The organism is Paenibacillus gallinarum, from assembly GCF_014836635.1.
Taxonomy (GTDB): domain Bacteria; phylum Bacillota; class Bacilli; order Paenibacillales; family Paenibacillaceae; genus Paenibacillus; species Paenibacillus gallinarum.
This window is the reverse complement of record NZ_JACSQL010000002.1, coordinates 601,271-627,365: the sequence shown is the minus strand read 5'-3', so window position 1 is coordinate 627,365 and position 26,095 is coordinate 601,271. Positions and strand designations below refer to the sequence as shown.

General features: G+C 41.7%; 28 protein-coding genes, 1 riboswitch and 1 other annotated feature. Of the genes, 1 reads left to right on the top strand and 27 read right to left on the bottom strand.

Annotation, left to right across the window (positions count from 1 at the left end):
• Window positions 1-94: 94 nt before the first annotated feature.
• The 7 genes from ypeB to H9647_RS08055 form a co-directional block, all read right to left on the bottom strand.
• Window positions 95-1,450 (bottom strand): germination protein YpeB, encoded by a 1,356-nt coding sequence (gene ypeB / locus H9647_RS08085; RefSeq protein WP_191799226.1) that lies wholly within the window; start codon window positions 1,448-1,450, stop codon window positions 95-97.
• 80 nt (window positions 1,451-1,530) lie between these two features.
• The gene (locus H9647_RS08080) at window positions 1,531-1,680 is read right to left on the bottom strand and encodes a hypothetical protein (RefSeq protein WP_191799225.1); all 150 of its coding nucleotides are present in this window, start codon (window positions 1,678-1,680) and stop codon (window positions 1,531-1,533) included.
• Window positions 1,681-1,788: 108 nt separating this feature from the next.
• Window positions 1,789-2,493, bottom strand: coding sequence for a glutamic-type intramembrane protease PrsW (prsW, locus tag H9647_RS08075; RefSeq protein WP_191799224.1), 705 nt, complete (start codon window positions 2,491-2,493; stop codon window positions 1,789-1,791).
• A 47-nt stretch (window positions 2,494-2,540) separates the two neighbouring features.
• The gene (locus tag H9647_RS08070) at window positions 2,541-3,158 is read right to left on the bottom strand and encodes a genetic competence negative regulator (protein WP_191799223.1); all 618 of its coding nucleotides are present in this window, start codon (window positions 3,156-3,158) and stop codon (window positions 2,541-2,543) included.
• Window positions 3,159-3,351: 193 nt separating this feature from the next.
• Entirely contained in the window at window positions 3,352-3,711 is a 360-nt protein-coding gene (locus H9647_RS08065) for a hypothetical protein (protein ID WP_191799222.1), read from the bottom strand.
• Between the two features lie 120 nt (window positions 3,712-3,831).
• Complete coding sequence (locus H9647_RS08060; protein ID WP_191799221.1) at window positions 3,832-4,254, bottom strand: hypothetical protein; 423 nt, start codon at window positions 4,252-4,254, stop codon at window positions 3,832-3,834.
• Window positions 4,251-4,844 carry a CPBP family intramembrane glutamic endopeptidase gene (locus H9647_RS08055; protein ID WP_191799220.1) on the bottom strand — a complete coding sequence of 198 codons (594 nt, stop codon included), beginning with the start codon at window positions 4,842-4,844 and terminating at the stop codon, window positions 4,251-4,253. Before H9647_RS08055 ends, H9647_RS08060 begins: the two co-directional genes overlap by 4 nt.
• A 230-nt stretch (window positions 4,845-5,074) precedes the next feature.
• Window positions 5,075-5,309, top strand: a binding site (T-box leader).
• Between the two features lie 201 nt (window positions 5,310-5,510).
• On the opposite strand from H9647_RS08055, the gene serA reads away from it, so the two are divergent.
• Window positions 5,511-7,106, top strand: coding sequence for a phosphoglycerate dehydrogenase (gene serA, locus H9647_RS08050; protein ID WP_191799219.1), 1,596 nt, complete (start codon window positions 5,511-5,513; stop codon window positions 7,104-7,106).
• A gap of 176 nt (window positions 7,107-7,282) precedes the next feature.
• Here the strand turns inward: serA and H9647_RS08045 are convergent, their stop codons facing one another.
• The 20 genes from H9647_RS08045 to lysA form a co-directional block, all read right to left on the bottom strand.
• Window positions 7,283-8,749: an ATP-binding protein gene (locus H9647_RS08045; protein WP_191799218.1), complete on the bottom strand. Its 1,467-nt coding sequence runs from the start codon at window positions 8,747-8,749 to the stop codon at window positions 7,283-7,285.
• Window positions 8,749-9,465 carry a response regulator transcription factor gene (locus tag H9647_RS08040; RefSeq protein WP_191799217.1) on the bottom strand — a complete coding sequence of 239 codons (717 nt, stop codon included), beginning with the start codon at window positions 9,463-9,465 and terminating at the stop codon, window positions 8,749-8,751. Before H9647_RS08040 ends, H9647_RS08045 begins: the two co-directional genes overlap by 1 nt.
• Window positions 9,466-9,544: 79 nt before the next feature.
• A complete protein-coding gene (gene ccsA, locus H9647_RS08035; protein WP_225229186.1) occupies window positions 9,545-10,804 on the bottom strand; it encodes a cytochrome c biogenesis protein CcsA in 1,260 nt (419 codons plus the stop codon).
• Between the two features lie 2 nt (window positions 10,805-10,806).
• Window positions 10,807-12,483 carry a cytochrome c biogenesis protein ResB gene (resB, locus tag H9647_RS08030; protein WP_191799215.1) on the bottom strand — a complete coding sequence of 559 codons (1,677 nt, stop codon included), beginning with the start codon at window positions 12,481-12,483 and terminating at the stop codon, window positions 10,807-10,809.
• Between the two features lie 23 nt (window positions 12,484-12,506).
• Window positions 12,507-13,034, bottom strand: coding sequence for a redoxin domain-containing protein (locus tag H9647_RS08025; protein ID WP_191799214.1), 528 nt, complete (start codon window positions 13,032-13,034; stop codon window positions 12,507-12,509).
• A 115-nt stretch (window positions 13,035-13,149) separates the two neighbouring features.
• Window positions 13,150-13,896: a pseudouridine synthase gene (locus H9647_RS08020; RefSeq protein WP_191799213.1), complete on the bottom strand. Its 747-nt coding sequence runs from the start codon at window positions 13,894-13,896 to the stop codon at window positions 13,150-13,152.
• Window positions 13,897-14,014: 118 nt separating this feature from the next.
• A complete protein-coding gene (locus H9647_RS08015) occupies window positions 14,015-14,548 on the bottom strand; it encodes a spore maturation protein (RefSeq protein WP_191799212.1) in 534 nt (177 codons plus the stop codon).
• 4 nt (window positions 14,549-14,552) lie between these two features.
• Window positions 14,553-15,194, bottom strand: a complete 642-nt coding sequence (locus H9647_RS08010; protein WP_191799211.1) for a nucleoside recognition domain-containing protein — start codon at window positions 15,192-15,194, stop codon at window positions 14,553-14,555.
• Window positions 15,195-15,221: 27 nt separating this feature from the next.
• Window positions 15,222-16,421 (bottom strand): D-alanyl-D-alanine carboxypeptidase family protein, encoded by a 1,200-nt coding sequence (locus tag H9647_RS08005; protein WP_191799210.1) that lies wholly within the window; start codon window positions 16,419-16,421, stop codon window positions 15,222-15,224.
• 147 nt (window positions 16,422-16,568) lie between these two features.
• Window positions 16,569-17,006 (bottom strand): GerW family sporulation protein, encoded by a 438-nt coding sequence (ytfJ, locus tag H9647_RS08000; protein WP_191799209.1) that lies wholly within the window; start codon window positions 17,004-17,006, stop codon window positions 16,569-16,571.
• A 105-nt stretch (window positions 17,007-17,111) separates the two neighbouring features.
• Window positions 17,112-17,795 (bottom strand): DUF2953 domain-containing protein, encoded by a 684-nt coding sequence (locus H9647_RS26125; protein WP_191799208.1) that lies wholly within the window; start codon window positions 17,793-17,795, stop codon window positions 17,112-17,114.
• 137 nt (window positions 17,796-17,932) lie between these two features.
• Complete coding sequence (scpB, locus tag H9647_RS07990; protein ID WP_191799207.1) at window positions 17,933-18,538, bottom strand: SMC-Scp complex subunit ScpB; 606 nt, start codon at window positions 18,536-18,538, stop codon at window positions 17,933-17,935.
• A complete protein-coding gene (locus H9647_RS07985; protein WP_191799206.1) occupies window positions 18,507-19,316 on the bottom strand; it encodes a segregation and condensation protein A in 810 nt (269 codons plus the stop codon). Before H9647_RS07985 ends, scpB begins: the two co-directional genes overlap by 32 nt.
• Window positions 19,317-19,411: 95 nt before the next feature.
• Window positions 19,412-19,879 (bottom strand): 6,7-dimethyl-8-ribityllumazine synthase, encoded by a 468-nt coding sequence (ribH, locus tag H9647_RS07980; RefSeq protein WP_191799205.1) that lies wholly within the window; start codon window positions 19,877-19,879, stop codon window positions 19,412-19,414.
• Window positions 19,880-19,904: 25 nt separating this feature from the next.
• Window positions 19,905-21,146 carry a bifunctional 3,4-dihydroxy-2-butanone-4-phosphate synthase/GTP cyclohydrolase II gene (locus tag H9647_RS07975; protein ID WP_191799204.1) on the bottom strand — a complete coding sequence of 414 codons (1,242 nt, stop codon included), beginning with the start codon at window positions 21,144-21,146 and terminating at the stop codon, window positions 19,905-19,907.
• A 54-nt stretch (window positions 21,147-21,200) separates the two neighbouring features.
• Window positions 21,201-21,869, bottom strand: coding sequence for a riboflavin synthase (ribE, locus tag H9647_RS07970; protein ID WP_191799203.1), 669 nt, complete (start codon window positions 21,867-21,869; stop codon window positions 21,201-21,203).
• A gap of 6 nt (window positions 21,870-21,875) precedes the next feature.
• Complete coding sequence (gene ribD, locus H9647_RS07965) at window positions 21,876-22,991, bottom strand: bifunctional diaminohydroxyphosphoribosylaminopyrimidine deaminase/5-amino-6-(5-phosphoribosylamino)uracil reductase RibD (protein WP_191799202.1); 1,116 nt, start codon at window positions 22,989-22,991, stop codon at window positions 21,876-21,878.
• Between the two features lie 246 nt (window positions 22,992-23,237).
• Window positions 23,238-23,403, bottom strand: a riboswitch (FMN riboswitch).
• A gap of 128 nt (window positions 23,404-23,531) precedes the next feature.
• The gene (locus H9647_RS07960; RefSeq protein WP_191799201.1) at window positions 23,532-23,972 is read right to left on the bottom strand and encodes a peptidylprolyl isomerase; all 441 of its coding nucleotides are present in this window, start codon (window positions 23,970-23,972) and stop codon (window positions 23,532-23,534) included.
• A 123-nt stretch (window positions 23,973-24,095) separates the two neighbouring features.
• Entirely contained in the window at window positions 24,096-24,587 is a 492-nt protein-coding gene (locus H9647_RS07955; protein ID WP_225229126.1) for a nucleoside 2-deoxyribosyltransferase, read from the bottom strand.
• Between the two features lie 145 nt (window positions 24,588-24,732).
• Entirely contained in the window at window positions 24,733-26,064 is a 1,332-nt protein-coding gene (gene lysA, locus H9647_RS07950) for a diaminopimelate decarboxylase (protein ID WP_191799200.1), read from the bottom strand.
• Window positions 26,065-26,095: the final 31 nt, after the last annotated feature.

Here is a 26,095-nt window from a genome sequence, read left to right as displayed (position 1 = left end):
TGAAATATAACAGGAATATTATACCATGCGTTTGTGAAATTACATTCAGAAAAATGCAAAAAGAAAAAGCTTCCCCAAAGGAGAAGCTTTCCATCTACATTTTGGATCCTGCGGTTGGTGCAGGGATTTCTTCTACTGCTTCTTCAACACCAGTCTCTGTATTAATGTAAATCCGGTACATGGTATCGTTAATTTTCCCGCCAAATTGATAGCATAGCACTTCTTCACTAAATTCATTTTTAATTAACGCTTTCCGCGTAAAGGATACTTTAAAATCAGGATTCAGCTGTGCTCTCGCATCTTTCAGCTTAATTTTCGGCTCCGCGAATACACGGTCATCCTTATGCTCGTTAAGGAATTCAGATGCTTGGATCCCAATTACCTCTCCGTTATCCAGACCTACACGGACCGTGATTTTTTCAGGATAAACGAGCACATCATCATGTTCTCTTACATAAGTGAAGTTACCTAGATTATCATATTCATTGTAAGCAACAGCTTTCATATCACGATATCCTTTGTGCTCAAGGAAACGATCGGCTTTAGACATTGCTGTATCTCGATTCACTTGTTTTGGACCTACTTCTCTTTCATCGTTATATGAAATCAGCAGGCCGCCATCCACCGTAAAATCCATACGAATCAAATGACCGTCTGGTGCAGTAAGGTTTGCGGTATAGGACCTGTAATCTGTTCCTTTCCCGTTCTGAATAACCTGAATTTCGGGATTGTCTATATCTGTGAACTTTTGTGCTTTTCGTTTAATGTCTTCCGTAGTAACCGGTACTCCGCCTAGTTTACGGACAGCGCGCTGCTCATAAAGACTCGAAACGGATGGTCCCCAATCCATAGGTGGGTAGTTACCGACTTTTTGATCTACCGCTCGAAGACCGTCTACAATTACATTTCGTTGCTGCTTATTTCCTTGAGCGGTTAAAGCTGCCTCTGCGTCACCCCACTTCAGGTTGTCAGAGAGTACAGATAACTGTACTTGATCCAAATCTTTATTGATTTCAGCTGAATTCTTGTACAACGTTCTAAGATTCTCTTTTTCTTGAGCTGTTAACGGTTTCTCATGAAGATCTCTTAGCGATGTTTGATACGCAAATTTAGAGATGCGAGACAAAAGCTCTTCTGTTTTGTTAACGGGAAGCGATGTGAGTGGAAGATCATTAAGTTCACTCTGTGCTTGACTCGCGAGCATCCATACATTCATAAGCCCTTTTTTATGCATTCCATCTGATGCACTGCTAACCGCAAGCGTATTCCCTAGCTCTGAATGGATCCGGTCCATGTGGTACGAGAGATCATGAAATGATCGTTGATATTGATTTTCTGACTTTAAAGCAACTGCATTACGTTGTTGATATTGTTGATACCCCCAGATCAAAGAACCAATGAGCAGTATTGATACAATTGGGAATAACACCGAGCTTAACCTTCTATACATCTTGTGTTGCTCCTTTCTTCAGGTACGATGACCTTATTGTGACAAGAAGAAAGGAAGGTTATACATGAATGATCGCAAAATTAGAAGCTTTCTTCCTCAATATCAAACATGTCCCTATTATCACAGAGACACTGCTTGAATCCTGTTTCAATTCTTCCCCGTTCTTTTTTACCGCGCAAGACAAACCTTTCGCCGCATTGTTTGCAGCGAATCTTCACTTTTACTCTCATGATTCAAACCCTCACTCCCTGGTTGATTTTGGTCATAAACACAAAAAAAACACTTATCTCTAATAGGCAGAAAATACTGCCAACTAGAAACAAGTGTATCCAAATCAATTACAGGTTAACCTCTTCCTCACGTTTCACGAAACGAAATGGAGAACGATTGTTAGCACGGTAAACTTTCCCCATACCTCCATACCAAAGTATGAGCATAACAGGTACGATAAACCAATACCAAGCCTGTTCCACACCGAGAATCAGATCGTAAAGTCCGTGCCAGAAAATCGGAAGAAGAATCGACATGACAAGAAACTTGCGCTGCAAGTTCTTTTTGTCGCTAAATTTAGCCCTGCCCATATAATATCCCATAATAACACCAAACATCGCATGACCCGAAACAGGGAGTAACGCTCTATAAAGCATGAAACTCATTGAAGCATTTCCTGCCCATGCATATAATAAATTCTCCACTGTAGCAAAACCAAGCGAGATGGCTACCGCATATAATATTCCGTCATAGGGCTCATCAAATTCAGTGTGATGATAAATAACGAAAAATAAAACAAGCCATTTGAGTATTTCCTCAATCCCAGCAGAAACTACGGATGCATGCAAAAATGGTTGATTTCCCAGATCTCCGAGAAAGAGCATCAACCCTCGTTGCAGGAACATAACTGGAAATACAATAAGTAGTCCGAAAAAAAACATTCGAATAACCATATGGAGAGGTTCGGCATCGTAACGGTCTTTGAGATAAAAATACGTAAGCAGGGAAAGCCCCGGCGCAATTGCTGCCGTCAAGACCGAGAACAAAAGCACCGAACATCCCTCCAACTTAATGGTTTCACATACTTACTCATTAAAATTTAAGAATCATGACGTTTGAAGTGGTCACAAATCGTTCCGATTGCATTTTCTGCCATAACGAGCTTGCCATATTCTCCGAGTACGGCACTGGTAACAGAACTTCCCTCGCCAAATTCAGCAAGAAGGGCAATGAGCGCTCCGTGCTGTTCAGTGTCGACTTCGTCCGGTTCAAGATGCAAGAACCATTTGTCCTTATAATGATACAAACGTCCAGCTTCCGTTACTTTAGCTTTCAGCATGTGGGCTGCCTCAATCAACACTTCAAAATCCTTAAATACATACATCACAGAATCACTCTGCTCGAGTGTTACTTCCATTTCGTATATTTCGTCTGCTATATCATCTTCGTGTAATGCACCATATCGTTCACGATCATATTTGCCTCTTGTGACAATAACGACCATTCCTTGAGCTGGTAACGCGAAGACCTCAACGGCCAATGGGCCAGTAGCATCAAATCCAAGTTCGCTGTAGGCCTGGTCCATCATTTCCGTAAACAGTTCATGAACTTTAGGTTCTTCCTGCCACATATCTTCTTTCTGGATACCACGCTCGCTTAAATCATCAAAAGTCAGGAAAATCCGTATCTTGTCATTGCTTAAGCGTTCTATTTTCATACAGGATCTCCCCTTTATTAAGCATGTGTTATAAACAGATTATGTTGTATTCTGTGAGTATGTGCTCAAAATGGATTATGTAAGTATGTTATCATTTTATACCCACAAATGCACGTAATAAAAACGATAAAAAAGAATCATTTACAGTCCATTAAGGATCTGCAAATGATTCTTTCTTCAAATCCTTATTTCATTACAACCCAGGAATCGCTGTATGAGATTCCGCCAGTACTTTTTCTACTTCTTTTTTCACGTCCGGATTCGAACGAATAAAAGATTTAATCAAATCTAAATTTTCGGCTTTTTGTTCTGGTGTCGATAATTTATTTGCCGAAGATTTAGAATTTGATCCCGCATTCGTTGTGTTCTCATCTGTCAATGCTTTACTCAGCATGCTATCCATTCCAGGAAAGGTTATGTCCATCACCTTTTCTTTGGCATCATGCAGATATTTTTTCGCTTGTTTTGCCGTAGGCATACTTCCTTTTTGAGAAAGGACAGAACAAGCTACAGCACCAACAGTTAAGCCCATTAGAAACGAAGAAGTTCTCATTGATAAACCTCCTTGTATGATAGGATGCATTCCTTATTATTCACGTAAATAAGAAAAGTCATGCGTGAGTCATACAAGAAAGTTTCAGGTGGACCGTATTTCGTGATAGATCTAGGATTGCTAAGGAACCAATGTATTCAGTGGAGGAGCTCCTATAATCCCCCAATATACTAGAAATCCAGTTAGAAAAATAAAAATGCAAATAAGTGAGTTGATGAACCACTTGCTGAGTCTTACTCTTCGAGATGGAAACAGTTCTGCCCTTGTGGGAAGTGTTTCTGCTTCTTGAATGCGACCGCTTGCTTCCTTATTTTGCTTTTGTTTTTGTTCAGCCTGGAGTTTGCGCTGCATTCTCGATAACTCAGGAACGGGCTGAGTTTTTCTCACTGGCTTTTTGTATACTGGCTTATTCGCAACTGTTTTATTTTTTGGTTTACTATCCTCGGCGATCTTATCAAATGACTTAGAAGGTTTTATTTCTTTTCCCTCTTTACGACGACCATGATGACCATACTTTTGTGATCTACTTAGTTGTTGGTTCATGTTTCCCTCCGAAAACGAATGGCGAGTCCGGATATTAAATCAATTAGAAAATGACACAGTATGGGAGCCCATAACGTTCCGGATTGCTCATAAATATATCCTAAGCCGTAACTGGATACAAAAACCCAGCCTGTAGGAAGCCAATGATTCAAATATCTAAAATGAATTAAAGCAAAAATGATACTTGTCCAATAAGGACCAATGGAATGCTGAATGGCACCTCTAAATAGAAGCTCTTCGCAAACGGACACAACGGCAGCAATGATTATGATATGCCATATAGGTCTTTTGCGAAATAACATACGGTTAATACCGCCATCGTCCATACTATCTTCAGGCATAACCGCGGATAACAAGAAATCAACTACGAGCATGAGTGCAGCTAGTCCAAGGCCATACATTACAAATTGCCAGCCTTGGGGTAAACTCAGTAGCTCCAGCGGATTTCTCTTTTGAAAAAGAATCCAGACAATACCTATAATTAATGTTAATGCTTGTGTTAAATAAAGGTTGATAAGAAGAAGGCGATCCGTCAGCTGATGAGGCTCAATTTTTTGAAATTTTAATTTCTTCCACTGTTGTTTTTTCATTCTCGCCTATTCTTACTCCTATTCTGTAAATGATGTCTCTATCTTTGTTGTAAATAAAGGGAATATTTAAATGATATCCAAAATACTTAAGAGATTCAAGAACCTTCGATATATGTAGGGAAAATTTAGGAGGTGGATTTGGGTTTTCTTCCTCTTTTTAGTAGATACAACTATTGACATGGTGATGTTACACATGATACATTATGAAAAAATTGTTATTCAACAATATCTAAACAGCGATGACGGAGAAAAGAACTGTACCGATTGTTCAGAGAACTGATGGTTGGTGAGAATCAGTAATCATACAGTATTCTTTAGCGCTCCCGAGTTACTATATCGAATCTAAAGTAGATATAGTCGCGTGATTCACGTTATGAATCTGGTCTATTGTAGACCATTAAGGCCGTTGCTCTTCCAAGAGCGATAGCGAATTAGGGTGGCACCACGACAACTCTCGTCCCTTACTACGGTAGTAGTATGCGGATTGAGAGTTTTTTTGCGTTCATCCCTTCAGGTTTTAGGAACGGTTTATTTTGTTACAAGGCCGCACTATGCCACTTCAACGCATTAATTTTTTACCGAGTTTAAGGAAATGGCTTAGCTTTATACGTGAATGCCGCTTCTTATTCTATACATGTTGTTCAAAATCAAGGAGGACGATGATCAATGTTAAAAGTTTTGGTATCTGATCCAATCAGCGATTTGGGAATTCAGCAACTTATGGATGCTGAGGATGTTGTAGTCGACAAGAAGACGGGTCTTTCGGAAGATGAACTTATTCAAATTATTGGAGATTATGATGCACTTCTTGTACGTAGTCAAACCCGTGTAACGCCTGCCATTATGAAAGCTGGCACACGCCTCAAAGTTGTTGGTCGTGCCGGAGTTGGTGTTGACAATATCAATCTCGAAGCAGCTACTGAAAGAGGTATTATCGTTATTAACGCACCAGACGGTAATACAATTACAACTTGTGAACATACATTTGCGATGATGATGGCTCTAGCGAGACATATTCCTCAGGCTTATGCTAAGACGATAAACGGTACATGGGACCGCAAGACGTTCCTGGGCGTAGAACTTCGCAACAAGACACTTGGTGTCCTTGGTATGGGTAGAATCGGCAGTGAAGTAGCAAAAAGAGCCAAAGCGTTTGGTATGAACATTCTCGGCTACGATCCATTCTTAACTAAAGAACGTGCCGAAAAAATGGGTGTCACTCTTGCTTCCGTTGACGACATTATTCGTAATGCGGATTTCATGACGGTTCACACACCACTGACTCCAGAAACAAAACACATGATTGCTCGGCCACAATTCGAAGTCATGAAAAAAGGCATGAGAATCATCAACTGTGCACGTGGCGGAATTATTGATGAGATGGCCCTAATTGAGGCTATTGATGAAGGGATCGTAGCAGGTGCTGCCTTTGACGTATTTGAAAGTGAACCTCCTGCAGCGGATCATCCATTCTTAAGTCATGCGAATATTATCGTTACCCCTCACCTTGGTGCATCCACAGTGGAAGCACAAGAGAACGTAGCGATTGACGTGTCTGAGCAAGTGCTTCATATCTTACGGAACGAACCTTTTAAAAATGCGGTTAATATGCCTCCCGTGGCTCCAAGTGTTATGAATATTATTCAACCTTATTTCAAACTTGGCGAAACCCTAGGAAGCTTCGCAGCACAGATGGCAAATGAAGCAATCCAGGAAATTCATATTGACTACTCTGGCGACTTGTCGGAAGTTGATACCCAGCAGCTGACTCGTTATGTTCTGAAAGGCATACTTGAAAGACATCTTGGCAGTGAAGCTAATATCGTAAACTCCCTGCATTTAGCAAAAATCCGTGAAATCAACGTGGTCGTATCTCAAGCTCCACGTACAAAAGGTTTCACCAACTTGATTACCGTGACGCTTAAAAACCAACATGAGCAAGAAAGACGTATTGCAGGAACACTTCTCGCTGGATATGGTGAACGTATTGTAAGACTCGATCATTTCCCAGTAGACTTTGCTCCTGAAGATCACCAAATTTTCATCTCTCATAACGATAAACCAGGGATTATCGGCCGGGTAGGTACACTTCTTGGTGAAAATGATGTCAATATTGCCTCCATGCAAGTAGGACGTAAGATTATCGGCGGTGCTGCTATTATGATTCTGACTGTAGATAAAGAAGTACCAAAAGAAGTGCTCCAAAAACTTATTGAATTGCCTGAACTGAATACAGCACAAGAAATTGTACTTCAAAAATAATTATTAAACGTAAAAAAGCTGGCCTTTGTGGCTAGCTTTTTTTGTTTCGTTTTACTAAGAGATCTATCTTTCCCTACCCACTCTAACGCACCAAAATTGTTCCACGTTGAACAAGATTAATCGGTACTGTTCAACAAAAAAAGCACCCTCAGTAAGGTGCTTTTTCGTAGAAAAGATCAAGTAAGCTTTGATTTATCCGATTTGTGTTGTTTTATAGGAAGTAGAACCGTAAACTCTGTACCTTTCCCATGAGTACTGTCTACTTCGATTGTCCCTTTGTGCGCATCAATGATGTGCTTAACAATGGCAAGCCCAAGACCAGTCCCACGGCCTACGTCACGAACTCTCGCTTTATCTGCCTTATAGAACCTTTCAAAGATAAAAGGTAGATCTTCCCTAGGAATTCCTTTACCTTCGTCTTGAATACGAATCTCCAGTTCATCCTCATTTTTCATAGAAGTGATAATATAAATATGTTTCCCTGATGGAGTGTGTCTGAATGCATTATCAAGTAAGTTGGTAAATACCTGTTCCAGCTTGTCCTCGTCGGCAGCTTCTAGTATCAAAGGTCCATCTTGATGCTTATACTCTAAGAGTAAACCCTGATCTTTAGCAGCCACACTAAACTTGCGGTATACACGATCAAGCAACTGGTTCACATCCACTCTGTCGAGGGTGACATCAATATGCCCTGCTTCCATCCGAGCAAGATCCAGCAGATCCTTAACTAATCTGCCCATCCGCAGGGACTCATCATGAATAACTTGTATGAGTTCTTCGCTTTCTTTTGGAGAAGCCGCCATCCCATCAAGCAGCGCCTCACTATACCCTTGAATCATCGATAATGGGGTTCTGATCTCATGAGAAATGTTGGCTATAAAATCACTGCGCATCTTCTCTAGGTGTGCTTCCTCCGTCACATCCCTCAGGACAGCTACTGCCCCTCGGTTCCCTGGTTCTGTATGCAAAGGAGCCATCTGTACGGACCATACACTCTGTTTCACATGTACTTCTGCACTTTGGTCTTCCCCATGGCTTACAACTGCTTTAAACAATGGTCTCAGCGGTTCAGGGACATCATTACCGGCATCCTCGTTCTGTTCCTGAGGAGAGTATCTCACATCGATCTTGTTCCATTCAATCCCTTGCCAAGCTGACATTAATTTCGTTCCTTGCGGGTTCGTAGAAATGATCTTCCCTTCACTATCAAAAGAGACAACCGCATCCCTCATACTGCGTAGGACACTTGCGACACGTTCTTTCTCATGGTTCAAGTTCCGAATGGTATCTTCTAGTTCTCCCGCCATATGATTAAAAGTACTTGCAAGCTCACCGATCTCATCGCTTGTAACAAGAGAGAGTCTCGTATCATAATTCCCTTTACGAATCTCATTTGTCGCTTGGATCAGCTTCTGCATCGGTTGTGTTATTTTACTTAGAAGAAAGAGTGCAAAAAAAGTAGTTAAACTAAATCCAACAATACAGACAAGCACAAACATCTTTTTAATTTCCCCGGACTCATCAGCCGAGAAATTGATATCAATATATGGGAGTAGAAATACTCCCAATGTCATGAGGATACAGGCAACTAATAATATGATGGTGTACCACAGCTTGCCAACTAGTGATTTCCAGAACTTCACTACTTCGGAACCTCCAGTTTATATCCAACTCCCCATACCGTTGTAATCATCGAGGCCGCTTCTGGAGAAACTTTATTCAACTTCTCACGTAGACGTTTCACATGAGTATCTACCGTACGTAAGTCACCAAAAAACTCATAATTCCACACGTCTTTGAGTAAATCTTCCCTGGAGAAGACCTTGTCCGGCGACACAGCGAGATAATGCAATAGCTCGTACTCTTTTGGAGTAAGACTTACTTCCTCCCCATTTGCTGTAACCCGATGAGCATCATGCTCAATAAGTAAGTGAGGAAAAACTATATTATTGCTTGAATTGCTTTCTTTAGATAGATAAGCGGTTGCAGAAGCTCTACGTAAGATAGCTTTAACTCGGTAGATTACTTCACGAGGGCTGAAAGGCTTAACTACATAATCATCTGCTCCAACTTCAAAACCCTGTACGCGATTGATCTCTTCCCCTTTGGCTGTAAGCATCAGCACAGGAGTTGATTTCACTTGACGCAGCCTAGTACATACTTCAATACCATCCATACCCGGCAACATTACGTCCAGCAAGATCAAGCCATAATCTTCTGATGTCGCTTTACTGAGTGCGGATTCACCATCCTCCGCCTCGTCGATGTCATAGCCTTCTTTTTCCAGATACATCTTCAACAAACGCCGAATCCTTTCTTCATCATCGACGACCAGTATCCGGTTCTCATGATCTGCCATTCGTACGATTCGCCTCACTTTCTTAAACCAGTTCTCATAGTATGCTCTATTTGAATAAAAACATAAACTTCATTTCCAGTTATTCTGTTCCAGCATAGGAATGAAGTCCAGCGATAATCAAGTTCACGCCAACCAGTGTAAACATCACGATCAGGAAGCCCAGTACAGCAAGCCATGCGGAATTACGTCCCTGCCAACCTTTAGACAAACGCAGATGCAAATAAGCACTGTAATAGAGCCAAGTAATAAGTGCCCATACTTCCTTGGGATCCCATCCCCAAAACCGTCCCCAGGCGATCTCTGCCCAAATCATGGCAAATATAAGTGCACCTAAGGTGAAGATGGGAAACCCTATCGCAATTGCACGGTAACTGATTTCATCCAAATCATCAGGATCAATATCTGCCAGATAGGGACTCAACGCCCGGCTAAGTGGTTTCCTAATGATTAATCGAAGCACCCCATATAACAACAGACCCGAAATAACAGACCATACCACTGTATTCAGTTTGCGACCTGCATTTACACCATTCATCCATGAAGGTGCTTCAAATAAAGGTTCTTTCATTCCAAGGAATGAAGTATAGCTTTCTGTATCACTATTGTGTGGTGCTACAAGAGGCGGCATGTGATAAATGACTTTCTCTATTTTACTATTATTTGTCCCCCCGGTGTCAACGTCAGTCACCTGCTGTTGAACAAATACCGCTTCGTATCCGCTTGCACGAAAGGCAAATACGGTACCTATAAATCCTATAACAATAATAATAACAACTAACGTAAATTCAAGCCACTTTTGCTGTCTTTTATCCACTTTCGCAGAACTATCAAATTTAACAGTTCGAAGTAAATACATCAGACCTGCTGCAAAGCCCACTGCAAAGAAAGATTCACCAAGAGCAGCAAGCGTGACGTGGATATTCAGCCAAATCGATTTCAGGGATGGAACTAGAGGTTGTACCTCCTGTGGAAAGACAGCTGCATATGCCATTAGTATAATTGTAATAGGCAATGCAAAGAGTCCGAGAAGTGATGTCTTATATATCATGTAAAGTATAGCAAAAGCAACAATGACCATCATAGACAAGAAGGTCATAAATTCATACATATTAGATACCGGAATATGTCCTGACCCTGCCCATCTAGTAAAAAAATAAACGAGCTGTGATCCTAGACCGATTAAAGTGAGGACCAACCCAAATCTTCCCCATTTTTTAACATGGGCTTCTGGCTCTCGATTACTGAACTTACGACCCATAACGGCGATTGCATGTACGATAAAAGCTCCACAATATAAGAAAAAGGCAATCATAAATGCATTACTGCTTACGTTAAGCATGTTCACGCTTTATTCCCTCCGTTGTCCAGTGACTTTTCATCCACTATTAGATTACCTTTTTTCAACACATCAGCCACTTCTCGCCTAAGACCTATCCAGTTTTTATTGGTATGGGCACCTAAGGTCAGAGTTCCATGGTCAATACGTATCCAAATTCTGCGATGCTGCCAATAAAAACCCATGATAAGACCAAGCATAACAATCGCGGCTCCCAGCCAAACAAACGGCATGGCTTTATCTACACGAATATTAAGATAAGTAGTGGAATTTATGATGTCGACATTATCCATACCATTCACATCAAGCCTAAGCGGCATAATTCCTTCACTTAGTCTTTCATTAATCAAATCCTGCTGAAAACGTTCCTTATCTATTTCCTTAGGGAAATAAAGATACTTCACCCCATCTGCTGGCAGATCCTTGCCTGTAACTGTAAATAAAAAGGCAGGCGCATTGGGACTCGGAGTTTTGGATACCGGTTCTCCCCGGTCATTTAAGCCAAAATCCATAAATTTGCTAGTAAGTTTCAAATGATAAGGTCCAGCTTCATACTCAAGCTGTGGATTGTTCATACTAAGCTCAATCGTTCCATAAGATTCGCCCGTTTCCGTATCTATCACTTCTGGCGATACAGCTCTGAGAATAGGCGTCAAATCATAATCATACTGGTATGCTTTGAGTCCTTTGTAATCTAATGGGTCATTCACTTGAATAAAATGATGATCTACTTGTTTCAGCTGCGGCTCTTTCGATAGATCTGTACAATCGGCTGTACATTCATACAGCTTAGCTTCTGTCTCAAACAGCTTAGGAACAATTCTTCCTACATTCTTAAACTCTTCCGGCGTTTCTTCCTCACTGTAATATTCCACCCGAAAATTTACATTTTCGAGATAAAACGTAGTATCCGGTAAATTCACAATTTCACCTTGCGGAAAAGCAACATGCTTGTCCATATGCAGGCCAGGCAGTCCTCTTGCCAATACCGCCAGCAAGAAGATAATCAGTCCAATATGTATAACATAGGGACCCCACCGGCTAAAACGATACTTTTCTGCGAGCAGTGCAGATTCGTCTGTTTTTACACGGTATCCTTTTTTCTTGAGTGGGGTAACCGCTTTCGCAATCCACTCTTTTGCTTGCTCTTCAGGCATTTCTGTCTGGTAGGTAATTCTTTGTCTTGTTAGGAACTGCATATGTTTAGGAATACGTTGCTTGTTGAGTGCCTTGTAAAGAGGTAACACCCGATCTATGCTGCAAATAACAAGGGAAGCACCGATCATAACGAGCAGTAAAATAAACCACCAGGATTCGTATGTATGTGAAAGTCCTAATATGTAATAGATGTTTCCTGGTAGACCATACGTTTCTTTGTAGTAGACAGAAGGATCTAGATTAACAAAAGCATTCTCCTGAGGATAAATCGTTCCAAGCATGGCTCCAACCAAAGTAAAGACGATCAGATAGATCGCCACTTTAACAGATGAAAAGAAATTCCACACTCGGTCAATCGCATTTGGATTACTTCGCTGTGAACGCCTCGCCCTGCCGTCATAACGCATTTCAAGCAGTTCAGTGGACACAAGATCTTTTTCGTCTTGCGGTTTACCGCAGGCTTCACACAATACGGTACCCACTGGATTCTGGTGGCCGCATTCACACTTTGTGTTTTGAATCATGGTGACGTTAACCTCCTATTCCCTCAATTTGAATTGACTAGCTGCTTGATTTTGTACTCCAACGTGTCCAAATTCAGCTGACCTTCAAATTTCTCGGAGATTTTTCCGTCTTTAGATACAAAAAAAGTAGAAGGCATCGGTGAAATACCAAACTCACCCGTCACTTTTCTTCCCTTGTCATACATAATTGGAAAATCTACACCGACTCCGCGAACAAACTGATCCACCGTCATCTGATCTTCCCCTACATTTACGCCGATGAATACCACGCCCTGCTCTTTCCATTTGTCCCATTGTTTCTGCAAGGCGGGCATTTCATCGACACATGGCTCGCACCAAGTCCCCCAAAAATTGATAACCATGACTTTATCCTTGTATTCTGCAAGGGTATGAACTTTACCATCCATTCCAAGCAGTTCAAAATCAGGCACACGATCACCGACACCGGGTTTTTCATCCGAACCAAAAACAGACGAGCCAATGGCGTAGGCACCCAAGATGACAATGAATATCAAAATAATAACCTGAACGGTTCTTTTTGATTTCCCCATCGTTAATGCGCTCCTTTTATGACAATTATGTCCAATTATCCAGCCTATGGATAATTATAACGAAAAATGTCACAAAACTTCGTCTGTTTTTTGAAAATTATGTGTCCTTACGGATTTATTTTTTGCTACTCTTCTCTGCTGCGGATTGAGCAGATTGCATCAAGTTATTGATTTCTTCTTTCGTCAAGTGGCGATATAATCCCCGTTTTAAGTTTTGAAGGAGAAGTCCGCCAAAAGATATCCGTTTCAGTCTGGTTACCGGATGATTGATTGCTTCGAACATACGTCGAACCTGACGGTTACGACCTTCATGAATCGTAATACTAATGACCGCTTCTTTCTTGTCGGTATCTACATCCTTATACTCAACTTCTGCAGGATGTGTCATTCCATCGTCCAGCATAATCCCTTTTCTCAGCTGATCCAGTGCAGTTCCGTGCGGAACTCCTTTTACTGTAGCCAGATAAGTCTTAGGTACGTGATGTTTTGGATGCGTTAGCAGATGTGCAAATTCACCATCATTCGTTAGCAAAAGCAGTCCTTCGGTATCATAGTCCAGTCTTCCTACCGGATAGACTCTTTCTTTGATCCCTTTCAGATAGTCTGACACAATTTTTCTGCCTTCTGGGTCAGAAGCACTTGTGATGACTCCTTTTGGTTTATTCAGCATGACATAAATTTTCTTCTCACTACGAATCGGTCTACCGTTTACCGTAATGATATCCTCATCGGGATTTGCTTTCGTACCAAGCTCGGTCACTACTTCTCCGTTGACTTCAACCTTACCGGACAAAATAAGCTCTTCGCTTTTACGTCTGGAAGCAATCCCTGCTTGTGCAATAATTTTTTGTAATCTCTCCATATTCAATAAGTCACCTCAGGAATTAATGATACCCATCAAAAGGAGAAATAACAAGGTTATGAAAAGGAAATAACCCTCAGAGCACTCTCCAAGGGCTTGATGTCAGCGTAAACGGGGTTTAACCAAATACAAGAAGACATATAAAAATAGCTGCTACAAAACCGACAAGATCAGAAAAAAGACCTACTTTAAGTGCATATCTGCCGTTTCTAATACCGACAGCCCCAAAATAAACAGTAAGCACATATAGCGTCGTATCTGTGCTTCCTTGCACCGTTGAAGCGATTCTTCCGATCATGGAGTCTGGACCATATGTCCCAATTAAATCTGTTGTAAAAGCAAGAGAACCCGTCCCTGTCAGCGGCCGAAGTATACCGAGAGGTAATATTTCAGAAGGAACCCCCATCCACTGAAACAAGGGAGTAAAGAAACTCATAAAGAAATCTAGTGCCCCCGAAGCGCGAAATACGCTGATTGCCACCATCATAGCCACGAGTTGAGGAATGATAGAAATCGCAGTTCCAAAGCCTTCCTTAGCTCCTTCTACAAAGGATTCATAAACAAGGACCTTACGATAATAGGCATATAATGGAACAAAAGCGATAATGATCGGAATGGCCCATGTAGAGATTAGGTTAATAAAAGATAACATGTGCTCACCCTTTCACACTGGTTTCCGCCTGCGGTGGATGTTTTCTATTTATTTTGCGTTCAGGTGTCCTCGGCAATCTACTTCGGTAAAACCGATCCAAAATAATGGCTGCCGCTGTTGCAAAGGCAGTAGCAACAAGGGTAGTTCCCACAATTTCAGCGGGATTGGCAGAATTATAATTCAGCCGGATCGCAATCAGTGTGGTCGGGATCAGCGTAATGCTCGCTGTGTTTAAAGCTAGCAATGTGCACATCGCAGGACTTGCTACTTGTTTATCCGGATTCAGTTCCTGAAGCTGCTGCATTGCTTTAATCCCCATTGGAGTAGCCGCATTTCCAAGCCCAAGTAAGTTGGCACTCATATTCGAGAGAATATATCCCATGGCAGGATGATTTTTAGGAACATCAGGAAATAAATAACCAACAACGGGTCCTAAAAGTTTGGCGATCTTAGACAGCAGACCGGCATCTTCCGCCATCTTCATCATTCCCATCCAGAAGACAAGAACACTAATGAGTCCAAAACAAACGGTTACGCCGGTAGCCGCACCATCAAAAGCTGACTGAGTAACCACTTCAATGTTCCCTTTTGCCGCTGCGAAACAAAATCCTATCACTATCATGGCAAGCCAAATGACGTTGATCATCGTGAACCCCTCCCGCTTCGGATTCCTTTATTCTCTTGTGAATATTTGGCCGAGGACTTCTCGGATCGAACTTAAAAATGTACTCTTATGGACCAGATTATAAGAGAAGACGGAAGTTTCGGCTGAAGTATCTTTCGGAATAAAGCTTCCCTTTTTATACACAGGGATATGACCGATTTTCACTCCATTCAGCAAAAATTCTACCCGTCCTTTAAGTCCAAAGTCTGCATCCTTATCCACAATTTTTTTAGCTTCTTCCAGTTGCTGATCATAAAGAATCAGCTTTGTTTTGATATTCTCCGCTTCGGATACTAGTAAAGGATATTTAAATGAGTTACCCGTGACATATTGATATTTTTGTATCGACTGACCTTTTTTTGCGAGATCAACAAGTGGATAGTGCTCAAATCCATAGTTCAACATTTTAGCGTGATCGTTCCAGTCATCCCCGTCATTTAAAGTTACCGCTGCGAGTTGTTGCCCTTCGCGAGTTGCAGAACTTACAAGACACCGAAATGCCATCTTGGTGTACCCGGTTTTTACTCCGTCAGCTCCTTCATAAAGCCGTAGCATTTTGTTTTTATTCAGCCAATTATAATCCCAGGTTTCATTCGGATTGGGTGCTTTTTTCTGCTGCGTACCAACAATGCTTTTGAAATCCGCATTATGAAGTGCGTACGCGGTTAGCTTGGCCATATCATTGGCTGTAGAATAGTGACCTTCGGCATCAAGCCCGTGGGGGTTCTTAAACTGAGTGTGGCTGAGCCCGATTTCCTCAGCTTTCAGATTCATTAAGTGGACGAAGCCTTCCTCTGATCCTCCAACGTGTTCCGCAATAGCGGTTGCCGCGTCATTTCCTGAGCGGAGCATAAGTCCATACAACATATTCTCCAGAGACATTTTCTCTCCTAATTTCAAATACAAAGAGGAGCCTTCCTTGCCAGCTGCATTCTTACTTACGGTTACCATGCTTTTCAAGTCCGTTTTTTCTACTGCAACTAGAGCTGTCATGATTTTAGTTAGACTTGCAATTCTCATTTCCTTATCTCCGTCTTTGCTGTACAGAATGCGCCCAGAACTCACATCAATGAGCGAAGCCGTCTCTGCATTTGTATGAAGTGCTGGGGGTTCCTTATGGTCTGGTTTATGATCGGCATAAGCAGTAAGAGGTGATAACATAAGTGTTACTACTAGCGGCAACACACTACATTTTTTCAATAGTTTCATAAGTTCTCCTCCGGGTCCTTTGCAGAATCTTGTACTATACTATGTCCTTGTCCATCGAAGTATGTCCTCGTTAGGACAATCTGCTTGTCGTTACCAAAAACAAATTCCCTTCCATCACAAGACTGGAAGGGAATTTGTTATTCATTGCTACTGGGAAGAAGATGTAGTCGTTGTTGTGTTTGTTTGATTATTTTTTAAAAGTTGCTGCATTTGATCCATTAATTTAGGCGCTTGATCAATAATCTTCTCGAACAGATGTGTATTGTTATCTAGAGGGACAATTTTAACTCCATCTTTTCCTACGACGAGAAAGGCAATTGGATGTATGGATACACCGCCCCCGCTACCACCGCCAAAAGGAACTGATGATGATGAATGTGCGCCACTGCGGTCATACTGCTGTTCTGTATCTAGATGAAAATCACTGCCTCCTGCAGCAAAACCAAAACCAACACGGCTGATCGGTAAAATAACGGTACCGTCCGGTGTTTCTACTGCATCGCCTACAATGGTATTTACATCAACCATCGCTTTAATATTTTCCATGGCTGTTTTCATTAGACCTTGAATCGGATGATCTGACATAGAATACATACCTCCTGCTTATCAATAGTTTGACATAATATAGGTTTCCCAACTTTCCGTCTTGCTATGTGTAAATTGAAGAAAAAAGATTCCTGCTATTCTCTACTAGCTTAACTCACGGCGCCAAGCCCAAATTCCGCCATGCGCATTCACGATACCGCGGCTAATGGTACGGAAGATTTTCATCAACCTGAAAAATCGAATATAAGCCCGAAACTCTAGAAGGGTATCGAGAGTCCACTGTTCTTCCCAGATCGCATTCACTTTTAGGTCAGGTCCATCTGTAAATTTCACTTTGTACGACAGCCAACCGAGCATGGTATTTTTAATTCCCCATAACAAACCAGTCAGTATAGAAGTGGTTACCACATCCTCTGTGCCAAGCCTGGTTTGCCAAGTGAACTTCGTTATGCGGAGCATCGAAAAGTCATTTGTCTCCCATATACGGAGTCCATAAGCGCTTTTCACAAAGTCCTTGATTTGATAATTGAATCCTCTTTTGCCTCGCTTATTTGTGGAAGGAGCATCTTGAGATCCATCCTTACCCTTTTTTTCTGATAATTTCTCTGTTACAACTTGAGCGAGCTGTCTCTTCAACTCTTCAAAACGCTCAGCTGGAAGTTCGTAATGAAAACGGACAGCACCGTATATCAACTTCACCCGAAATTCCATTTCTGCTTGGGTGTCTCGCGTCTTTATACTAGCTTCAATATGTATATTGGATAACAAGACCAAGATGAGGAGTAGAATAATAACAGCTAAAAATATCAATCCAATCCAAATCCACACACGGTTTCCTCCTGTTTTATAAGTCTCTGCTTACTTGCGTGCATACATTAGTCTAGTATGTTCATAAAAATTGGAAAGCATTCTGCTACTGAACAAAAAGAAACCGATACTCTATAAAAGAGCATCGGTTTCTCATTTTAACTATTTTGTTGGTTGTCTTCCTCCAGCATATTCTGTTCAAGCTTAGTGAACAAAAGCTGTGATTCTTCTTCTTGCGGATCAGCTTCCTCAAATAAATTAGGTTCTGGCAGATCCTTGATTGTTCCAAGACCAAAATAATCAAGGAATGCTTTCGTTGTCCCATAGAGAATCGGTCTGCCAATGGCTTCCGCTCTTCCTACTTCGTGTATCAAATCTTTGTTAACCAGCGTATGAATCGCTCGTTCCGATTTGACTCCACGAATTTCTTCGATCTCAATTCTTGTGATCGGTTGACGATAAGCAATGATTGACAGCGTTTCAAGTGCTGCCTGGGAAAGAGAAGAACGTGACGGCGAATAGGCTAGTTTTTCAAAATACGGAGCATGATCAGGAAGTGTACCCATTTGAAAATTGCCGGCAATCTTCAGAATTTGTAGACCTCTCTGCTGTTCTGTGTATTCTTGTCTTAGCTCCTCGAGGGCACCAGCCACGATATCTTGAGACTCGTTAACGATTTCCGAGAGCTGCTTGACGCCCAGCCCTTCCTCTCCCGCTAAAAACAAAAGTCCCTCAATAATCGATTTCAATGTTCGCAAGTCCATCGATCTGTTTTTCCCCTCTCCATTCCATCACGATATCTTCAAACAATCGTTCCTGGTAACATACAATTTTTTTCATTTTCATCAACTCCAAAATCGCTAAAAACGTTACTACAATTTCTTGACGAATCATTTCTTCATGAAACAGCTTGGAAAAAAGCATCTTCCCGCCATATCCTTTGGCCTGAAGTGCTCCTGCCACATCACGAATCCGATCTTTGACCGATATTTCATCCCGTTTAATTTTAGCCACGGCTGGCTGCCTAGAAGATCTGCTCAGCGCTTTTTGAAAAGCCGCTATTAAATCCGAGGTATGCAGTCCCTGTACCGGATTACTTGGTTCTACTTGAACATATGGAGTCAAGTCTTCCGGTTCCTTTGAGAAAATCAAGCTTCTCTCCGATTCCCTCTCATGCAGATGACGGGCAATTCCTTTGAATTTACGGTATTCCATGAGTCGCTGTACAAGTTCTGCACGAGGATCATACATTTCCTCTTCCATGTAGTCATCATAGATTTCATAATCCGCAAACACTGGTGGTTTGGGAAGAAGTATTTTGGATTTAATCGCAAGCAAGGTTGCCGCCATGACAAGAAATTCACTTGTAATATCAAGTTCTAGTTCCTGCATGGAATGAATGTAGTCCATATATTGATCTGTAATATGACTGATCGGAATATCTTGGATGTCAATTTCATGTTTGTCAATCAAGTGCAATAAAAGGTCCAAAGGTCCTTCAAACGTTTCAAGCTTATAGGTTACAACCGTCAATGGACGCATCCTCCCGCTACAGTTACAAAATACAAGAACCCTGCCCCCGCATCTTTTGTATTGTAACAAAAGATGCGAGTACAGGGCACTACATTAAATAAGCACTATTTTAGCTGTTTCGTCAAGTTTGCCATTTCAATCGCAGCTACTGCAGCGTCCCAACCTTTGTTACCTGCCTTGGTTCCAGAACGCTCAATCGCTTGTTCTATGTTCTCTGTTGAAACCAGTCCGAAGATGGTAGGAACTCCAGTTTTCAGGTTAATTGCCGCAACCCCCTTAGACATTTCATTACATACATAATCATAGTGGGTTGTTGAACCTCGGATGACGGTAGCCAGCGTGACAACTGCGTCATATTTGCCGCTCTCCGCCATTTTTTGTGCTACAAGCGGAATTTCAAAAGCACCAGGAACCCATGCCACATCGACTTCATCATCTTTTACTCCGTGGCGTTTGAAAGCATCGAGTGAAGCGGATAATAACTTACTTGTTAAAAATTCGTTAAACCGTGCTACCACGACTCCATATCGTAATCCCTCAGATACTAAGTTTCCCTCAAAAACATTTGCCATAATCTACATCTCCCTTTCGTGTCGTTTACAACTTTTTATTCTCGTTCTGTTCAATATCATCAAACGTTAACATATGACCGAGCTTTGCCTGCTTCGTATGGAGATAGGAAGTATTTTCTACGTTCTCTGCAATTTGAATGGAAACACGTTCCACAACTTCGAGTCCGTATCCTTCCAGACCTTTGATTTTACGCGGGTTATTGGTAAGGAGCCTAATTTTACTAATTCCAAGGTCTTTTAGAATTTGAGCGCCTATGCCGTAATCCCTTAGATCGGCTGGAAAACCAAGTTTTAAGTTTGCATCAACGGTATCGAGTCCCTGTTCCTGAAGCTTATAAGCTTTTAATTTATTAATAAGTCCAATTCCTCGTCCTTCTTGTCTCATATAGAGTAGAACGCCGCTTCCATTGTCGTGAATTTGCCGAAGAGCTGCTTCAAATTGTGGACCACAGTCACATCTGTGAGAGTGGAAAACATCGCCTGTCAGACATTCGGAGTGGACACGCACCAGTACAGGTTCATCTGTATTTAGCTCCCCTTTGACAAGGGCGATATGCTCTTTGTTATCTACTTCATTGGTATAGGCGATGGCCTGGAACACTCCAAAATCGGTAGGCATCCGAACGCTAACTTCCCTTGTTACGAGTCTTTCTTGCGAGTTGCGATAAGCAATCATATCTTTAATAGTAATCAGTTTTAGATCATGTTTTTCAGCCATTTCAAATAGATCAGGCAGACGTGCCATCGATCCATCTTCTTTGATAATTTCACATATCACACCAGCTGGATAAGCACCGCTCATTCGCGCAAGATCTACAGCGGCTTCCGTGTGTCCAGCTCGTCTTAATACCCCGCCTTTTTTCGCAATTAAAGGAAACATGTGCCCTGGTTTTCTGAAATCTTCCCCTACAGCCTCAGGGTCAATAAGCGACTTCACCGTCATTGAACGTTCTTGCGCTGAAATTCCTGTCGTTGTCAGCTTATGATCTACAGATACCGTAAAGGCTGTACCATGAAAATCTGTATTATGCTGAACCATTGGTTTTAAATCCAACTCATTTGCTCGTTCTTGTGTAATCGGAACACATACAAGGCCACGGCCCTCAGTAATCATAAAATTAATGACTTCTGGCGTAGCAAGTTCGGCTAGGGCAACAAAGTCCCCTTCATTCTCACGGTCTTCATCATCAACGACGATAACGACCTTTCCTTTTTGTAGATCCTGAATTGCTTCTTCTACTGTATGAAAATGAAATGTATTTTCCATCGTGATTACCTGCTTTCACTTGATAGTCTTGTAATGATGTATGAACTTTTTAATTTATGAAAAACCATGATTGCTTAAAAACTCATAACTGAGTGCAGCAGATTGACCCTTCTGTGAGGATCCGTTATTTTGATGAAATCCGAGTAAATGGTTCACATATTTTCCGATGACATCACATTCAATATTGACAAGATCACCCGTATTTCGATAAGCCAGCACCGTCTGATCTAACGTATGCGGAATGATAGAGACTGTAAAAGCACTTCCCGTAACATCCACAACGGTTAAGCTGATTCCTTCCACAGTGATTGATCCTTTGGGAATGATATAGCGAAAGACTTCTGTACTCACCGGAGCGATTTCAAATACAACCGCATTTTGGTCTCTTTTAATAGAAGTAATATGGGCTGTACCATCAACATGACCTTGCACAATGTGTCCCCCAAATCGACCTTGTGCAGACATGGCCCTTTCGAGGTTAACCGGACTTCCATTTGCCAGTAATTTCAGATTCGTATGTCTATAAGTCTCAGGCATCACATCGACTAGAAATCCGGAAGCTTCGATCGACGTAGCGGTCAGACATACTCCATTTACAGCTACACTGTCACCAATGTTTAGGTCCTCCGTTACTCGCTTGGCTGAAATACCAAGCACCATCGCTTCTCCCTTCCGGCCTATACTCCGTATTTTTCCTACTTCTTCAACTAAGCCGGTAAACAAGATACATCACTCCTTATCTACTTTCCGCCAGACGGGCACACCTGAAATACGGATATTATCATCCAGCATCTCTACCTCAAGATTCCTCAGCGTAATCGCTTCACTCATGCGTTCTACTCCTTCAAAACGGAAGCTGCCGAGATTGTTATATCCACCGACAATTTTGGGAGCCATGAACATAACGAGCCGATCCACCAGCTTATTCTCAAGCATAGCTCCGTTTAATGTACCTCCACCTTCCAGCAGGATAGAACCAATTTCAAGTTCACTAAGTTTACGAAGTGCAGTCAAGAGATCAACCCTTGGTCCTGTACCACAGCGAATGACCTGAACACCTTGTTTTTCAAAATAATCAGCGTGTTCCTTATCCGCTCCCTCCGTTGTAATCAGAATGGTGGGTGCAAGGCCGTCTTTCACTACTTTCGCGGCCCTAGGGGTTCGAAGCTGTGAATCAATAATGATCCGCACTGGATTCACTCCATCCACATCTAACCGGGTTGTTAACTCGGGATTGTCTGCTATTACTGTCCCTACCCCGACCATAATTCCTTGATGGCGATGCCGGAGCAAGTGAACATTCTCTCTCGCTTTTTCATTCGAAATCCACTTACTATCTCCGCTTTTGGCAGCTATTTTCCCATCTAGAGTGGAAGCAGTTTTGAGCGTTACAAAAGGAAGTCCTGTCGTAATATACTTAAAAAACTTTTCGTTAAGATATCTCGCACGATCTTGAAGCAATCCCACCTCTACTTCAATTCCTTGCTCCCGAAGCATAGAGATTCCTTTACCCGCAACCTCATGATTCGGATCCTCGCAAGCAACGATCACTTTTTTTACCTTGGCTCTGATCAGCTTTTCACTGCATGGAGGTGTTTTGCCGTAATGAGAGCAAGGTTCTAAGGTAACGTAAACGGTACTTCCCTCCGCTTCCGTTCCAGCCATCTCAAGAGCATGTACTTCCGCATGGCCCTTACCTCTTTGCAGATGAGTACCGAGCCCAACCATTCGGCCGTTTTTGACAATAACACAACCTACAACCGGATTAATTCCTGTCTGCCCCTGTGCCCTTTCTGCCATTTCGAGTGCAAGTGTCATGTAGAATTCATCATTCATTACATCCATACTTATCACCTCATTTCACTGCGAATCTTACATACAATAGAAAACAAAAAAGACCCTCAACCGATAAAATAATATCGGACGGGGGCCCTGAGAGAACAACGAATAAAAGCCTAACAAATCAAAATCGCTAATAAGCAGCTCTTCATTATAGGTATGCCAAATAAATGGGCATAACAAATAGAAAAACTTCTGCTAACTCAACTGATTTGAAAGCCAGTATATAAACAGATAACGTCTATGTACTTTCTATTCCTTCTCTCATCCAGACTATACTGTCGGTTCCGGAGTTTCACCAGATCCACCGTAAGCATACGCTTAACGGGTCACGGACTTAGACTGATCCAAATTACAATTACGTACCATGGAGGTCATCACCGCCGGTAGGGAATTTCGCCCTGCCCCGAAGGAAAATCGATATAAAATTGTAAAAAGCTTAATGAAATAGTAGCACCCTATTCTACAAAAATCAACAGGATCTATAAATAATTCAACCCATAAATAAAAAAACACCCCTGATCAGGGGTGTTTACGGGTTAGATCCTATTCAACATCAAATACTTTAACCTCTACCATCTTGTCCCCATTTTTCATGTTAAGGGCTGTTTCAAGACCTGAAGTTACTTTACCAAATACAGTGTGAACACCATCTAAATGTGGTTGTGGTTCATGTACAATGAAAAACTGACTGGAGCCAGTATCTCTACCTGCATGAGCCATAGACAGAGAACCTGCCTCATGTTTATGAGGATTTCCTGCAGTCTCACATTTGATCGTAGTTCCACTACCTCCCATACCAGTACCTGTAGGGTCTCCACCTTGACTAACAAAACCTGGGATTACTCTGTGGAAGATAACTCCATCATAAAATCCTTCATTAGCCAATTTCTCGAAGTTTGCTACTGTGTTAGGAGCTTCATTTGGGTAAAATTCAAGTTCCATTTTTTCCCCGTTTTCCATAACAATATATCCTTTTTTAGCCATTGTAATTCCTCCTACAAAATAAATTGCCTCCAATAGCATACTATGAGTAAACACTGTAAAGCAACTTTGATAGTCCATATATTAAAAAAGAAAGAGCGTTGCAAAGACAGGTTTAAAGTTGTTTTACATCACATCTCCAGTGAAAGGCATTTTAGGCATGTTGATAAAGTGATAATCCGCAACTGCCTCAGCAGATTCCAGGTAAGCATGACAACTTTGGCTAATCATCAAATTAACAATACCTGATTTTTCATGAATAATAATAACAGGCTTACCTTTAGCAATTGCATATCCAATCTCAAAGGCTGTACCACTGTCCACATGTCCATGTCTTGCCCCATGTAGCTCAGTCTCTCCTTCATAGTCAATCACTGCTACTACAACATCAGCCCAATCAACATGCTTAACATCATTACGGTAAACTGCATCTGCCCACTCTGCTGTATACATGGTTAGATGTGTTAGCTGTTCAAGTCTTGGAGAGAAAAATTCTCCTACATAAGGATTATTCTCCAGTGCTTTCTCCACTCTCTGCACTCTGTCTACTTGCTCCTCACTAAAAAACGGACTAGCAAGGTATACTTTAACCTTATTCATTTCTTGTTTCGTCATCATTATCAATCTCCTCTGTTATAGTCATTATTTTAGTTTGTTATTATACCCAAATCAATACCATTGTGGCAGGTACATAAAAACAGAAAAAGAGAGCTTTTCAGCTCTCTCTAATCTGCTGTCTATGTTAAAACGTGATCTACCTGAACTATGAATTCACCGTTTGCTTATTCATACGTGCGGGAATCAGATCATTCCGAACGATATCTTCGTGACTCTCTCTACGAACAACCAAATCGCTTTGTCCATCCTGTACAAAGACAACAGCGGGTCGGCGAATCCTGTTATAATTGCTTGCCATTGAATAGTTATAGGCCCCCGTACAAGCTACAGCTAAGAGGTCCCCTGTCTCAACTTTTGGCAGCGCCAAATCCCATATCAGCATATCTCCACTCTCACAAGCTTTCCCTGCAATGGATACTGTCTCAGCTACGGGTTCGTTCGCACGGTTAGCAAGCATAGCTTCATACTGGGATTCATATAATGCAGGACGAGGGTTATCTGACATTCCGCCATCGACAGCAACATATTTACGAACACCAGGAATATCTTTACTTGTACCTACTGTATACAGTGTAGTTCCTGCTTCCCCGACAAGACTGCGACCTGGTTCAACCCAGATCTCAGGGAGTTCTTCACCAATACCCGCAAAATGTTTTTTCACACCATCCGTTATCGCTTTAACGTATTGTGATACTTCAAGAGGTGTATCTCCTTCTACATAACGAATCCCAAATCCACCGCCAAGATTCACTACCTGGAATGTAAGCCCGAGCTTCTCTTTTACTTCTCTAGCAAACGCAGCGACACGCTCTACTGCCATCTGGAAACCTTCCACCTCAAAAATCTGCGAACCAATATGAGAATGTACTCCAAGGAGCTGTAATTGAGACTGCTTACTTGCCACTTCAATGGCTTCGAAAGCAGATCCATTACCGATATCAAATCCAAATTTTGAATCCGTTTGTCCTGTAGAAATATATTCATGTGTATGTGCTTCAACACCAGGAGTGATTCGGAGCAAAATTTTCACGGTTTGATTCTTCTCTGCTGCCATGGCTTGCAAGAGATGAATCTCAGTAAAGTTATCTACCACAAAACAACCAATCTTTGCATCCAGTGCCATTTCAATTTCGTCAGGTGTTTTATTGTTTCCATGGAAATGAATACGTTCTACAGGGAAACCCGCTTGCATTGCGGTATAAAGTTCTCCATCTGAAACCACATCCAGGGAAAGACCTTCCTGTTCCACAAGAGTGCACATTGCTTTTACACTGAAAGCTTTGCTTGCATAGGCTACTTGAAAGGTGAGTCCTGATGCTTTGAATGCATCCATATATTCTCTTGCACGCTGACGAATCAATTGCTCATCTACGATGTATAGCGGTGTTCCATATTCTTTTTTTAGTTCAACCGTATCGCAGCCACCGATTTCAAGATGACCTAAAGCATTAATTTTGCTAGTACCGTGTAAATACATTATTGGCAATTCCTCGCTTTTCCTGGAATGA